13 protein-coding genes are annotated in these 12,819 nt (G+C 63.6%); 9 read left to right on the top strand and 4 right to left on the bottom strand.

Translation table 11 applies throughout. The features are described from left to right. Positions 1 to 36 precede the first annotated feature (36 nt). Together JQ567_RS11305 and surE are read left to right on the top strand one after the other, a co-directional pair. On the top strand, positions 37 to 507 hold the full coding sequence (locus JQ567_RS11305) for a hypothetical protein (protein ID WP_212438875.1): 471 nt from the start codon (positions 37 to 39) through the stop codon (positions 505 to 507). A gap of 159 nt (positions 508 to 666) precedes the next feature. Continuing rightward, on the top strand, positions 667 to 1,434 hold the full coding sequence (surE, locus tag JQ567_RS11300) for a 5'/3'-nucleotidase SurE (protein ID WP_212438874.1): 768 nt from the start codon (positions 667 to 669) through the stop codon (positions 1,432 to 1,434). A gap of 115 nt (positions 1,435 to 1,549) precedes the next feature. Here the strand turns inward: surE and JQ567_RS11295 are convergent, their stop codons facing one another. After that, positions 1,550 to 1,927, bottom strand: coding sequence for a response regulator (locus tag JQ567_RS11295; RefSeq protein ID WP_212438873.1), 378 nt, complete (start codon positions 1,925 to 1,927; stop codon positions 1,550 to 1,552). Between the two features lie 258 nt (positions 1,928 to 2,185). Between JQ567_RS11295 and JQ567_RS11290 the strand changes: the two genes are divergently transcribed. Then, positions 2,186 to 2,830 carry a protein-L-isoaspartate(D-aspartate) O-methyltransferase gene (locus JQ567_RS11290; RefSeq protein ID WP_409363592.1) on the top strand — a complete coding sequence of 215 codons (645 nt, stop codon included), beginning with the start codon at positions 2,186 to 2,188 and terminating at the stop codon, positions 2,828 to 2,830. Positions 2,831 to 2,992: 162 nt separating this feature from the next. Then, complete coding sequence (locus JQ567_RS11285) at positions 2,993 to 4,375, top strand: peptidoglycan DD-metalloendopeptidase family protein (protein ID WP_212438872.1); 1,383 nt, start codon at positions 2,993 to 2,995, stop codon at positions 4,373 to 4,375. A 120-nt stretch (positions 4,376 to 4,495) separates the two neighbouring features. Here the strand turns inward: JQ567_RS11285 and JQ567_RS11280 are convergent, their stop codons facing one another. Next, the gene (locus JQ567_RS11280) at positions 4,496 to 5,467 is read right to left on the bottom strand and encodes an ATP-binding protein (RefSeq protein WP_212438871.1); all 972 of its coding nucleotides are present in this window, start codon (positions 5,465 to 5,467) and stop codon (positions 4,496 to 4,498) included. Between the two features lie 178 nt (positions 5,468 to 5,645). On the opposite strand from JQ567_RS11280, the gene yajC reads away from it, so the two are divergent. The 5 genes from yajC to JQ567_RS11255 all read left to right on the top strand — a co-directional run bounded on the left by yajC (position 5,646) and on the right by JQ567_RS11255 (position 10,080). After that, positions 5,646 to 6,011, top strand: coding sequence for a preprotein translocase subunit YajC (gene yajC / locus JQ567_RS11275; RefSeq protein ID WP_192739505.1), 366 nt, complete (start codon positions 5,646 to 5,648; stop codon positions 6,009 to 6,011). 39 nt (positions 6,012 to 6,050) lie between these two features. Further along, a complete protein-coding gene (gene secD / locus JQ567_RS11270) occupies positions 6,051 to 7,655 on the top strand; it encodes a protein translocase subunit SecD (protein WP_212438870.1) in 1,605 nt (534 codons plus the stop codon). Positions 7,656 to 7,777: 122 nt separating this feature from the next. Beyond that, the gene (gene secF, locus JQ567_RS11265) at positions 7,778 to 8,779 is read left to right on the top strand and encodes a protein translocase subunit SecF (RefSeq protein ID WP_212438869.1); all 1,002 of its coding nucleotides are present in this window, start codon (positions 7,778 to 7,780) and stop codon (positions 8,777 to 8,779) included. Between the two features lie 45 nt (positions 8,780 to 8,824). Next, the gene (locus JQ567_RS11260; protein ID WP_212438868.1) at positions 8,825 to 9,220 is read left to right on the top strand and encodes an Mth938-like domain-containing protein; all 396 of its coding nucleotides are present in this window, start codon (positions 8,825 to 8,827) and stop codon (positions 9,218 to 9,220) included. Continuing rightward, positions 9,217 to 10,080, top strand: a complete 864-nt coding sequence (locus tag JQ567_RS11255; RefSeq protein WP_212438867.1) for a phytoene/squalene synthase family protein — start codon at positions 9,217 to 9,219, stop codon at positions 10,078 to 10,080. Before JQ567_RS11260 ends, JQ567_RS11255 begins: the two co-directional genes overlap by 4 nt. 117 nt (positions 10,081 to 10,197) lie before the next feature. On the opposite strand, the gene JQ567_RS11250 is transcribed toward JQ567_RS11255, so the two are convergent. Continuing rightward, positions 10,198 to 11,313, bottom strand: coding sequence for a serine/threonine protein kinase (locus JQ567_RS11250; RefSeq protein ID WP_212438866.1), 1,116 nt, complete (start codon positions 11,311 to 11,313; stop codon positions 10,198 to 10,200). A 4-nt stretch (positions 11,314 to 11,317) separates the two neighbouring features. Then, positions 11,318 to 12,751 (bottom strand): methylenetetrahydrofolate--tRNA-(uracil(54)-C(5))-methyltransferase (FADH(2)-oxidizing) TrmFO, encoded by a 1,434-nt coding sequence (gene trmFO, locus JQ567_RS11245; RefSeq protein WP_212438865.1) that lies wholly within the window; start codon positions 12,749 to 12,751, stop codon positions 11,318 to 11,320. Between the last annotated feature and the right edge of the window lie 68 nt (positions 12,752 to 12,819).

Below are 12,819 nucleotides of genomic sequence, written 5' to 3'. Positions count from 1 at the left end.
TGGATCGGCCGGCAATGGGCCGTCACCGGCCTCGGGATGCAGTTGATCGACCAAAAGCTGAAGGGCTTCTTTGATATCGAGGTCTCGCAGTTGTGGGACGAGGCGCTGATCGAAACCATGCGGGCCAAGGAATGGCTCAATGTCGCGGATTTCGACAAGGGCCTCGAGGTTGCGCGCAAGCGATTTCCTGCGGGCGGTGCAACGTCGCCGCCGGCGGCGGCCACGCCAGCGCAGCCGGCCGCATTGGCGGCAGTTCCGGAGGCTCAGCCCGTTTCACCGTTGACATCAGTTGCTTCCGCTCCGCCCGTCGTCGCGGCGCCGGTTATCACATCGATCAAGCCGGTTAGAAAAACGCCAGCGCCTGCGCAAATCGCGAAGCCTGCAGAACTGCTGCCGCAAGAGGCTGAAATGATCGAGCCGGCAAAATCGGCGCCGGAAAAATTTCAGATGCGGTTCCTGGGTTATGGCAAGTTAATTCGCCCCTGGCGGGTCCGAATGAAACAGTGACGGTATTTTGCCGGTTTGCCACGGCGACGATAGCCGGATAAGACGGCAGTAGACTCTTGTTTTGACGCGTTTTCTTTACGCGAACCGGTATCCACGTCGCTCGGAAACGCTTTAGAAACGAAAAGCAAACTGAGACTGAACCAGAAGGCATTTTGACGGATGCGCATTCTCTGCACCAATGACGACGGCATTCACGCTCCCGGTCTGAAGGTCGTCGAGGAGATCGCCCGTGCGCTGTCGGACGACGTCTGGATCGTAGCGCCCGAACTCGATCAATCCGGGGTTTCGCATTCGCTGTCGCTGAACGATCCGCTGCGGCTGCGCGAAGTCGGCCCGCGCCATTTTGCGGTGCGCGGCACGCCGACAGATTGCGTGATCATGGGCGCGCGCCACATCCTCGGCGAGAAGCTGCCGGATCTCGTGCTGTCCGGCGTCAACAAGGGCCGCAACGTCGCCGAGGACGTGGTCTATTCCGGCACCATCGCCGGTGCACTGGAAGGCACCATTCTGGGCATCCCGTCATTCGCGCTGAGCCAGGAATTTTCCGTCGACACGCGCCACGCGCCGCTGTGGGACACGGCGGTGAAATTCGGGCCGGATATCGTGCGCAAGGTGATCGACGCCGGCGTGCCCAAGAACACCGTGATCAACGTCAACTTTCCGGCCTGCATGCCTGATGAGGTCAAGGGCATCCGCGTCACGCGGCAGGGCAAGCGCAACCTCGGTTTCCTGAAAGTCGACGAGCGTCACGACGGCCGCGGCAATCCCTATTTCTGGATTGGCTTCGAACGCGCCGCGGTGCTGGACACGCCGGCCGAAGGCACCGATCTCGCGGCGTTGGCCGCGCGCTACGTGTCAGTGACGCCGCTGCGGCTCGACCGCACCGATGAAGCGTTTTCGGAAGCACTGACGGCGACGTTGAAGTGATGAACGGTAGCCCGGATGGAGCGAAGCGTAATCCGGGAACGATCTCAAAGGCCGGTAAACTGAATCCCGGATTGCGCTTCGCTCCATCCGGGCTACGCGCAGTCGGATGTGAAAACTAAGCCGCAGCGCTCTTCAGCGCGCTGTTGATCATCTGCGCCAGCGTTTCCAGTTGAAACGGTTTTTGCAGGGCCGGGCGATCGCGGTATTCCTCGGGTAGGCCCGAAGAGCCATAGCCGGTCGCGAAAATGAAGGGCCGGTTGCGCGCCTTGATCAGTTCGGCCACCGGCGTGATCACCTTGCCGTTGACGTTGACGTCGAGGATGGCGAGATCGAACTCGGTCGATTGGGCGAGCTTGACGGCTTCGCCGATTTCGCCGGCCTCGGCGGCGACGCTGTAGCCGAGCTCTTCGAGCATGTCGGCGACCATCATCCGGATCATGACCTCGTCTTCGACGAGAAACACTGAACAGCCCTGCGGCCGCGTCGCTATCATGATGGAATCCTTGCCCTTCCCGAGCTCAAGGTTCGCAAATAACACCAATCGGCGCAACGACAAGATGGGATAGGCCAAGGCCTGCGGCCCACCCGTCAAGAGCCCCGATTTTCCGGGCTCTAACGCTGCTTCCGGACCCTGGTTCCACGATCGGAACCCATTTTTGAGGAAATTCTTCCTTAAAGCTCTGCTGGCTATTGCATCAAATCTCGACCGAAGCACTAGATGAATGGCCAAGCCGTGACCCTTGAGTCGCTAATGTCGCAAGAACCGCCCGAAAAGATGATGTTCCAGCTCACCCTGCGGCGGCGGGGGATCAGCGACCAGACCATCCTGCGCACCATGGAAGAGGTGCCGCGCGAGATGTTCGTGACCACTGCCGATCGCGGCCACGCCTATCGCGACAGCGCGCTCGGCATCGCCTGCGGGCAAACCATCAGCCAGCCCTTCGTGGTCGCCTACATGACCGAGCAATTGCAGCTGCAAAAGCAGCACAAGGTGCTCGAGATCGGCACCGGCTCCGGTTACCAGGCCGCGATCCTGTCCCGGCTTTGCAAGCACGTCCTGACCATGGAGCGGTACCGGACGCTTGCCGACAGCGCGCGCGCCCGGCTGGAGAAGCTGGGCTACGACAATATCGAGGTCCTGCTTGGCGACGGCTTCGATATCCCGCCAGGTGCCGGGGATTTCGACCGCATCATCGTGACCGCGGCGATGGAGCAAATCCCGGAGAAGCTGCTGGCGCGGCTCGAGCCCGGTGGCATCCTGATCGCACCGGTCGGACCCCACCAGGGTGTCCAGACTCTGATGCGCGTGACGAAAACTGACGCAGGGTTCGACCGCAAGGCGCTGGTCGACGTGCGCTTCGTGCCGGCGCTGCCGGGGATTGCCCGCGAACTGTAGAATCACGGATTGGCGGTTCCCGCCAACATCTTATTCCATAGCCGTGGCTTCGCCGCGGCGTTCTTCTAGGACGTCGGCCGAAGGCCGACTATGGGTTAAGCGGTTATTTACTCGGGACGTGTTTACTCAAAAGAGTATTTTGTTGCGTATGAGTGAGTAACCATGTCCCGTGTCGTCGAGTTGCTTCGCTCGCGTCGCGTACCGCAGGTGGCGGTGCTGACGCTGATGTCGTTTGGCTTTGCCGGCTGCAGCGCCGATATGTCGACGCGCTTCTCGCAAAACACCTTATCGAACCCCTTCAACTATCAGCCGGACGCGACCGGTTCGGTGCAGCAGGCGCCGGCGCCCCAGGTCGAGCGTCGCGAACTGCCGCAATATGCGCGGCCGCAAGCCCAGGCTCCGCAGTATCAGTCGCAATACCAGTCGTCGGCCTTGCCGCCACCGCCGCCGGTGGTCACGGCGCCGCGATCCTATACGGCCGCAGGCAACGGCGTGTCGGGAGGAGGCCGTGGGCTTTCGTCCTACACCCCGCCGGGCCAGCCCAAGCTTGAGACCACCGCCACGGTTGCGCCGCGCTCGGTTGCCGCTGCGCCCGCGCATGGCGGCACCACGATCATCGTCGGTACCAGCGACACGCTCGACATCCTGGCCAAGCGCTACAACGTTTCGCCGGCCGCGATCCTGCAGGCCAATGGTTACAAGGGACCGCGCGCGCTATCGCCCGGCCAGCAACTGATCATCCCGCGCCAGGCCGTTGCCGCTGCGCCCGCGCCGGCAGTAGCGCCGCCGGCCAGCAAGCCGGTCGCGGCCGTGGCAGGGCCGTCGAGCGTGCACGTCGTCAATCGCGGCGACACGTTGATGAGCATTGCGCGCCGCAACAACCTCCCGGTGGCGGATCTCGCCAAGGCCAACAACCTCGACACATCGGCCAAGCTCAGCCTCGGCATGAAGCTGACCGTGCCCGGCGCCAAGATCGCCGCCGCACCTGCGGCGCAGCCTGTTGCACCCGTGCAGCAGGTCGCAGCGGTCGCCGCGCCTGCCGCCAAGCCGGGTACACCCGCCGCCCAGCCGCAAAGCGCGCGCCTGGCGCAGTCGACCGTCAATGTCGAAGAAAAACCGGTAGCCGAAGCGCCGGCGGTCAAGTCCAGCGAAGCCACCGGCGCGCTGCCGACCTTCCGCTGGCCGGTACGCGGCAAGGTCATCACGACCTACGGCGCCAAGACCAACGGCAAGGCCAATGACGGCATCAATCTGGCGGTGCCGGAAGGTACCCCGGTGAAGGCTGCCGAAGACGGCGTCGTCGCTTACTCGGGCAATGAATTGAAGGGTTACGGCAATCTCATTCTGGTTCGGCACTCCAACGGTTACGTCACCGCATATGCCCATGCGAGTGAGCTGATGGTGAAGCGCGGCGACACGATCAAGCGCGGCCAGATCATTGCCAAGTCGGGTCAGTCGGGTGAGGTGGGGTCGCCGCAACTCCACTTCGAGATCCGCAAAGGATCTTCACCGGTTGACCCGCTTCAATTCCTGAACGGCGCTTGAGGCGCGACGCGACCGTAGCCCGGATGGAGCGAAGCGAAATCCGGGGCCGTCCTCTCAAGTAGGTAAACTGTCCCCGGATTGCGCTGCGCTCCATCCGGGCTACAGGCTCTCGCGATGCCGCTACCTTCCCGTCAGCCGCACGCCCAGCCGTCCCGCCAGCTCCTGCGTGAACTGCCAGGCGACGCGCCCCGAGCGTGAACCGCGTGTCGTCGACCATTCCAGCGCTTCGCGCTCCAGTTCCTCATCGGCGAGCTTGATGCCGTAATGGCCGCAATAGCCGCGGACCATCGCCAGGTATTCGTCCTGGCTGCAGCGATGAAAGCCGAGCCACAGACCAAAGCGGTCCGACAGCGAGACTTTTTCCTCGACCGCTTCGCCGGGATTGATCGCGGTCGAGCGTTCGTTCTCGATCATCTCGCGCGCCAGAAGATGCCGGCGGTTCGAGGTGGCGTAGAGGATGACATTGTCCGGGCGTCCCTCGATGCCGCCTTCGAGCACCGCTTTGAGCGATTTGTAGGAGGCGTCGTTGCCGTCGAAGGAGAGGTCGTCGCAGAACACGATGAAGCGGAACGAAGAGCTGCGTACCCGGTCCATCAGGCCCGGCAGGCTCTCGATATCCTCACGATGGATCTCGATCAGCTTGAGTTTTTCGGCCGGCTTGCGCTTGAGGTTGATGTCGGCATGCGCGGCCTTGACCAGCGACGACTTGCCCATGCCGCGCGCGCCCCACAGCAGCGCGTTGTTGGCGGGCAGGCCGTCGGCGAACCGCTCGGTATTCTCGATCAGGATTTCGCGCATCCGGTCGATCCCCTTGAGCAACCCGAGGTCGACCCGGCTGACGCGCGGCACCGGCGCCAGCCGCCCGTCCGGGTGCCAGACGAAGGCGTCCGCTGCCCCGAACGACTCAGGTCCCGAGGTCGCCGGGGAGGCCGCGGAAAGGTGGTTCGCAATGGCCTCCAGCGCGTCCGCGATGCGCTCGGCGGTGGCGTCGTTCGAGGGGGCTGCCGGACGTTTTGTCGCGGTTTTCGCAGTCCTCCGCGGGGCTGCTTTGGAGGTGGCGCGAGCCGCTGTTTTCTTGGGCTTTTTCGACATTTTCCCTGTTCCTGACCGCGCAGCCATAACGGGCCTTGGAAGCTCCCGCAAGCGGCCTAAATGAGGGGGCTGGCAGCGTTGCAATTGGGACGGCCGCCGCTATAGTCCGCGCGAATTTGCCCGGACCGGCCAGACGCTTGCGTCGCCGGTCGTTTCCCGTCTCACGAGGATTGTTCGAATGCTGATTACCCCTGCGTACGCCCAGGCTGCAGCCGGTGGCGATGCCAACAGCATGTTGATGTCGCTGCTGCCGTTCGCACTGATCTTCGTCATCATGTACTTCCTGATTCTGCGTCCGCAGCAGAAGAAGATCAGGGACCATGCCGAACTGGTGAAAAACATCCGGCGCGGCGACACCGTCGTGACCTCTGGCGGCCTGGTCGGCAAGGTGACCAAGGTTGTCGACGACGACCAGATCGAGTTCGAGATTTCCGACGGTGTACGCGTGCGCCAGATGCGGCAGATGATTTCCGGCGTTCGCGCCAAGGGGGAGCCGGCCAAGGAAAAGGCCGAAACCGCCAAGGACGAGACGTCCGCGAGCTGATTTGCGCTCTGCATACTCCTGATCTGACAGGTCGACTCGATGTTGTATTTCACGCGGTGGAAGGCGCTGGCGATCATTCTGACCGCGCTGGTGGTGTGCCTGTGCGCCGTTCCGAATTTCTTTCCCGAGGCCAAGGTAAAGACCTGGCCGAAATGGGCGCAGCGCCACATCGTGCTCGGCCTCGACTTGCAGGGCGGCTCGTCCCTGCTGCTGGAAGTCGACTCCAATTACGTCAAGAAGGAAAAGCTCGACCAGGTGCGCGACGACGTCCGCCGTGTGCTGCGTGATGCCAAGATCCAGTATACCGGCCTCAGTGCCCGTGCCGATGTCGTCGAAGTGCGCATCACCAAAGACACCGACGTGCAGACGGCGCTGACCAAACTGCGCGAACTGTCGCAACCGCTTGGCGGCTTGTTGGGGTCGAGCGGCCAGCGTGGCCTTGAGGTTGCTGACGGTGGCGGTGGGGTGATCCGGCTGACAGTCCCTCCGGCCGCGGTCACGGAGCGCATCCGCCAGTCGGTCGAACAATCGATCCAGATCGTCGAACGCCGCGTCAATGAACTTGGAACGGTGGAACCCTTGATCCAGCGTCAGGGCATCGACCGCATCCTGGTGCAGGTGCCAGGCCTGCAAGATCCGACCCGACTGAAGGACATTCTCGGCAAGACCGCCAAGATGGAATTCCGGATGGTGGATCTGACGGTGCCGCCGGACCAGGCGCAACGGGGGAGCGTGCCGCCGGACTCGGAGTTGCTGCCCAGCGCCGACCCGCAGTATCCGCAGCCCTATGTGATCAAGAAGCAGGTGCTGGTCTCGGGCGGTGATCTGATCGACGCCCAGCCGGGCTTCGACCAGCGCACCAACCAGCCGATCGTTTCATTCAAGTTCAACAGCTCCGGATCCCGCAAGTTCGCGGTGGCGACGACCGAACACGTCAAGGAGCCGTTCGCGATCGTGCTGGATGGCAAGGTGATCTCGGCGCCGGTCATCCAGGAACCGATCACCGGCGGCTCCGGTCAGATATCCGGTAACTTTACGGTGCAGGCCGCCAACGATCTGGCGATTCTGTTGCGTGCCGGCGCGCTGCCTGCGCCACTGACCATCATCGAGGAACGCACCGTCGGTCCGGGCCTCGGTCAAGATTCGATCGAGAAGGGCGAGCTTGCGGCCTATGTCGGCTCGATCCTGGTCATCGTGTTCATGCTGGTGACGTACCGGCTGTTCGGCGTGTTCGCCAATATTGCGGTCGCCATCAACGTCGCCATGATCTTCGGTATCCTGTCGCTGCTGAATGCCACGCTGACGTTGCCGGGCATCGCCGGCATCGTGCTCACGGTCGGTATCGCCGTCGACTCCAACGTCTTGATCTACGAGCGCATCCGCGAAGAGTTGCGCCACGGCCGGACCGCGATTTCGGCGATCGACGCCGGCTTCAGGCGCGCGCTGTCGACCATTCTCGACTCCAACATCACGACCTTCATCGCCGCCGCCGTGCTGTTCTACATCGGCACCGGGCCGGTCCGCGGCTTTGCCGTGACGCTCGGCATCGGCATCATCACCACCGTATTCACCGCGTTTACCCTGACCAGCCTGATCGTCGCCGGCTGGGTACGATGGAAGCGGCCGAAGACCGTGCCAATTTGAAGCATGATCCCGAAAAGTGGCCACCGGTTTTCGGAGCAGATCATGCTTCCAGACAAAAATAGAGCGACGAACATGATCCGGCTACGCTGGATCATGTTCGCGCTGACAATGCGGAGTCGGCTTTGACACAATTCGTCCTTATCGGGCTTGGCATTCTTATTGCCGTGCTGACAGTCGTCGCCGTGCTCGATCTGCTGCCTCCGCTGCGGATCGTCCCCGACGATACGCATTTCGATTTCACGCGCTTTCGCCGCATCAGCTTTCCGATCTCGGCGGCGCTTTCGATCGTGGCGATCATCCTGTTCTTCACCCACGGCCTGAATTTCGGCATCGACTTCAAGGGCGGAACGTTGCTGGAGGTGCAGTCCAAGTCGGGCTCCGCCGACATCGCCACGATGCGTGCGACCTTGAGCAATCTCGGCCTCGGCGAGGTGCAGCTTCAGCAGTTTGGTGGTCCGGCCGACGTCCTGATCCGGGTTGCCGAGCAGCCCGGCGGCGACAAGGCGCAGCAGGATGCGGTGACGAAAGTCCGCACCGCCCTCGGCGACAGCGTGGAGTATCGCCGCGTCGAAGTGGTGGGGCCTCGCGTTTCCGGCGAATTGCTGGCTTACGGCATGCTCGGCCTGATGCTGGCGATCTTCGCGATCCTGATCTATCTCTGGTTCCGGTTCGAATGGCAGTTCGCACTCGGCGCCATGATCGCCAACGTCCACGATATCGTGCTGACGATCGGCTTCATGTCGCTCACCCAGGTCGATTTCGACCTCACCAGTATCGCGGCACTCCTGACGATTCTCGGCTACTCCCTGAACGACACGGTCGTGATCTATGACCGGATCCGGGAAATGCTGCGGCGTTACAAGAAGATGCCGATGCCGCAACTGCTCAACGAATCCATCAATTCGACACTGTCACGCTCGATCATCACCCACGTCACGGTGACGCTGGCCTTGCTGGCGCTGTTGGTGTTCGGCGGGCACGCGATCCACAGCTTCACGGCGGTCATGATGTTCGGCGTCGTGCTGGTCGGCACCTACACCTCGATCTTCATCGCGGCGCCGATCCTGATCTATCTCGGCGTCGGCGAGCACCGCGACGCGCCGGAGAAGCCTGCAAAGAAGTAGGCGGGCATGATCCCGAAAAGTGGGAGCCGGTTTTCGGACAAGATCATGCCTAATCAAAACACTGGTTCCTCGGACGTACCGCATTTTCCGAGGTCGGCGCCGATCGAGGCCTACGGCAAGGGCGGTTTTGCGTTCGCCGACATGTCGCATCGCGGCTCGCTGTTGTGCCTGCCGGACGGCATCTGGGCCTGGGACGTCACCAAGCCCGATGAAATCGATGAGTACTCGCTGGCGCGGGTCTTCAAGTCAGCCAATGCGATCGACACTCTCGTCGTCGGCACCGGCACCGACGTCTGGATCCCGCCCAGACATTTGCGCGAGGCGCTGCGCGCGGTGCGGGTGGTGCTGGACCCGATGCAGACCGGGCCAGCAATCCGCACCTACAACATCATGATGGGTGAGCGCCGGCGTGTTGCCGCCGCGCTGATCGCGGTGCCATGAGCGCAAGCGAGGCGACCAGGGATTCCGCCGGCTTCTGCGCCGACCTGGTGCGCACCCATGATTTCGCCCGCTACGCATCGACGCTGTTCATGCCGGCGGCCCAGCGCCGCGCGCTGCTCGCGATCTACGCCTTCAATGCCGAGATATCACGGGTGCGCGAGCAGGTCAGCCAGCCGCTGCCCGGCGAGATGCGGCTGCAATGGTGGACCGACATGCTGGCCGGCGCGGGCCATGGCGGCGTCGAAGGCAACCCGGTCGCCGCCGAACTGCTGCAGGTGATCCGCGACTACCGCCTGCCGGTCGACCCGCTGTCCCGCCTGATCGACGAACACCAGTTCGATCTCTACAACGATCCGATGCCGTCGATGGCGGCACTCGAAGGCTACATCAACGACACCTCATCGGCGTTGTTTTCGCTGGCCGGGCGCGTCGCCTCGCGGCCGTCGGAAGCGGTCGATCACCTTGCGCGCCACGCCGGCTTCGCCCAGGGCCTGGTGCAGGTGGTCGAGAAGTTGCCGTGGGATGCGGCGCGGCGCCAGCTGTTCGTGCCGCTGCAATTGCTGCAGCAACACGGCAGCGGCATGGAAGAGGTTTATTCGGGCAAGCAGACGCCGCAGGCGCGTGCGGCGATCGACCAGCTGATCGGCGAGGCGCGGGAGCATCTGGAAACCGCCTTCGAGCTGCTCCCAGGCGTGCCGCCGGAGGTGAGGCCGGTATTCCTGCCGCTGGCGCTGGTCCGCGGCGACCTGAAGCGGATGTCGCGGGCCGATTCCGACCCGTTCGTGCCACATCCTCCGTCGCGGCTGCGGACGCTCTGGACGCTGTGGCGCGCGTCGCGAACGCCAGAGTTCGGCGGTTAGCAGCAGCAATGACTGTCATCGCCCGGCTTGACCGGGCGATCCAGTACGCCGCAGCCTCTCAATTTGATCGTGTCGTCTCTGGAATACTGGATCATCCGCTTTCGCGGATGATGACAGCTAGCGTGAGGAGATGCCCGACGGCGAGTCCATATCGGCCGCTTCAAAATTAAACCGGTCCCGCAAATTCTTGCGGCTCTCCAGGATGTCCTTCAGGAACGCCCGGTCGGTGTCGTTCTTCATCATCGGCTCGATCAGGTCGAGCTGATTCATCGCGACAAGCTGCAGGATCTCGGTGCGAGGTTTGCCGGCGCTGTCGCGCGGCAGCGCGCGCACGACCTGGATATGCTCCGGCGGTTTGACGCCCTTGGCGGACGAAAGCTCGCTGCGCAACTGCTTTTCCAGTGCAACCTGATCTGCCTCGACGAACGCATAGAGCCCGACGCCGGTGCGGCGGTCAGCAAAGGCGACGATAGCCGTGTCACGCACGTCGGGGTTCTTGCGGATCATCTCGATCAGGACAGGCGCGTCGTTGACCAGACGCCGGCCGCCGCCCTCGCGATCGGTGAAATTGAACAGGCCGCGGGTGATGGCCTGATAGACCTTCTTGCCGGTCATGAGCCAGACGCTGGCGACGACGGATTTGCGCGCCAGGATCTTGCGCTCCATCGGCGTCAGCGCCGCAGGCGCGTAGCTGCGCTTGTGTTTCAAGAGGTGCCGCAGATCCTCGTAGGCCGCGATGCGAAACAGCCGGCTGCGGCTCTTGAAGCAGGCGGCCAGCTGGAAGTCGGTGACATAGGCCTGTCCGTCGCTGCCGCGCAGCCAGTTCTGCTCCTTGGCGAGATCGTTGTGGCAGATGCCGGCGCGATGCAGCTTTCGGAGCGCCTGCTTGGCCGAGCGGAAATAGCCGACATCGCCATGGGGCTTTGCCATTTGCAGCGCGACGCCATCGATGAAGCCGCGCACCAGCGCCTGCCGGCCGGCCCACAGCAGTTTTGGGCCGACATGGAGGTCGCGCGCCAGCGCCAGCGCGCGGCGCTCGCGGGCGAACAAATGGCGGGCGAGGAGATAAGACCATACCGGCACCTGATCGAGCCGGCGCAACACCGCATCGATCTCGCCGGCGTCGCTTTTGAAGCGCCCGCGCTCGACGGTCGAAAACACGTCGCGTTTTAGCAGAACGCCTTCGGTCCATCGCGCCGACAGAACCGCGGCGTCATCCTTTGGCAAAGCCATGACCTTACGCCGCCGCCGCGACGCGCAGGTGATCGGCGATCCAGCGGTCGAGATCGGCCAGCGCCCGTGCGCTCATCGCCTGCTTCTTGGCGACCGTCTTCTCGTTGCCGCGCAGCCGCGTCCCGTCGGGTTTCTTGGTTGGCGGGCTAGCCAGCGGCGGGAACAGGCCGAAATTGATATTCATCGGCTGAAACGAGCGCGGACCAGCGTCGATGGTCTCGATGTGGCCGCCGGTGATATGGCCGAGCAGGGATCCCAGCGCTGTCGTTGCCGGTGGCGGCGCCAGCGACTGCGTGCGCGCATCCGCCGCGGCATAGAGCCCGGCGATCAGGCCGATGCTGGCGGATTCCACGTAGCCTTCGCAGCCGGTCATCTGGCCGGCGAAACGCAGCCGCGGCTGCGCGCGCAGCCGCAGTTGGCCGTCCAGAAGTTTTGGCGAGTTCAGGAAGGTGTTGCGATGCAGCCCGCCGAGGCGGGCGAATTCGGCCCCCTCGAGCCCGGGAATGGTGCGGAACACGCGCTGCTGGGCGCCGTGCTTCAGCTTGGTCTGGAAGCCGACAATGTTGTAGAGCGTGCCGAGCTTGTTGTCCTGGCGCAGCTGTACGATGGCGTAGGCCTTCACCGTCGGGTCATGCGGATTGGTGAGGCCGACCGGTTTCATCGGCCCGTGGCGCAGCGTCTCGTGGCCGCGTTCAGCCATTACTTCGACCGGCAGGCAGCCGTCGAAATAGGGCGTGTTGGTCTCCCAGTCCTTGAAGTCGACCTTCTCGCCGGCCAACAGATCAGCGACAAACGCGTCGTACTGCTCCTTGGTCATCGGGCAATTGATGTAATCGGCGCCGGTGCCGCCGGGCCCGACCTTGTCATAGCGCGACTGGAACCAGGCCACCGACATGTCGATGGAATCCTTGTGCACGATCGGCGCGATGGCGTCGAAAAACGCCAGCGCGTTCTCGTCGGTCAATTCGCGAATCGCGTCCGCCAGCGGCGCCGAGGTGAGGGGGCCGGTGGCCACTATCACGTTGCCCCAGTCGGCCGGCGGCAGGCCGGCGATTTCCGTGCGGTCGATCTCGATCAAGGGATGCTCGTGCAGGGCACGGGTGACGGCGGCCGAAAATCCGTCGCGATCAACCGCCAGCGCACCGCCGGCGGGTACCTGGTTGGCGTCCGCCGACCGCATGATCAGCGAGCCCAGCCGGCGCATTTCGGCGTGCAGCAGGCCCACCGCATTGTTGGCGGCATCGTCGGAGCGGAATGAATTGGAGCAGACGAGTTCGGCAAGGCCTTCGGTCTGATGGGCCTCGGTCATCCGCACCGGGCGCATCTCGTGCACGACCACGGGGATGCCGGCATTGGCGATCTGCCAGGCGGCTTCCGAACCGGCGAGGCCACCGCCGATCACATGGACGGTGTTAGTTGGATTCTTGGCTGCGGTCATGCGCGCAGGGTTAGCGCGTTTTCTCGCCAAGTGCACCTGCGGCAATGGCGTTTTTAGAACAGGATTCC

The sequence above is a fragment of the Bradyrhizobium sp. AUGA SZCCT0431 genome (assembly GCF_018131065.1).
GTDB lineage: Bacteria > Pseudomonadota > Alphaproteobacteria > Rhizobiales > Xanthobacteraceae > Bradyrhizobium.
The sequence above is the reverse complement of the archived record's forward strand: the minus strand, read 5'-3'. Positions and strand labels throughout refer to the sequence as shown.

Excerpts from the sequence above, each read along its gene's own strand:
- JQ567_RS11305 (WP_212438875.1), top strand. The coding sequence starts at position 37 with ATGCAGTTGATCGACCAAAAGCTGAAGGGCTTCTTTGATATCGAGGTC.
- surE (WP_212438874.1), top strand. The coding sequence starts at position 667 with ATGCGCATTCTCTGCACCAATGACGACGGCATTCACGCTCCCGGTCTG.
- JQ567_RS11295 (WP_212438873.1), bottom strand. The coding sequence starts at position 1,927 with ATGATAGCGACGCGGCCGCAGGGCTGTTCAGTGTTTCTCGTCGAAGAC.
- JQ567_RS11290 (WP_409363592.1), top strand. The coding sequence starts at position 2,186 with ATGTCGCAAGAACCGCCCGAAAAGATGATGTTCCAGCTCACCCTGCGG.
- JQ567_RS11285 (WP_212438872.1), top strand. The coding sequence starts at position 2,993 with ATGTCCCGTGTCGTCGAGTTGCTTCGCTCGCGTCGCGTACCGCAGGTG.
- JQ567_RS11280 (WP_212438871.1), bottom strand. The coding sequence starts at position 5,467 with ATGTCGAAAAAGCCCAAGAAAACAGCGGCTCGCGCCACCTCCAAAGCA.
- yajC (WP_192739505.1), top strand. The coding sequence starts at position 5,646 with ATGCTGATTACCCCTGCGTACGCCCAGGCTGCAGCCGGTGGCGATGCC.
- secD (WP_212438870.1), top strand. The coding sequence starts at position 6,051 with ATGTTGTATTTCACGCGGTGGAAGGCGCTGGCGATCATTCTGACCGCG.
- JQ567_RS11260 (WP_212438868.1), top strand. The coding sequence starts at position 8,825 with ATGCCTAATCAAAACACTGGTTCCTCGGACGTACCGCATTTTCCGAGG.
- JQ567_RS11255 (WP_212438867.1), top strand. The coding sequence starts at position 9,217 with ATGAGCGCAAGCGAGGCGACCAGGGATTCCGCCGGCTTCTGCGCCGAC.
- JQ567_RS11250 (WP_212438866.1), bottom strand. The coding sequence starts at position 11,313 with ATGGCTTTGCCAAAGGATGACGCCGCGGTTCTGTCGGCGCGATGGACC.
- trmFO (WP_212438865.1), bottom strand. The coding sequence starts at position 12,751 with ATGACCGCAGCCAAGAATCCAACTAACACCGTCCATGTGATCGGCGGT.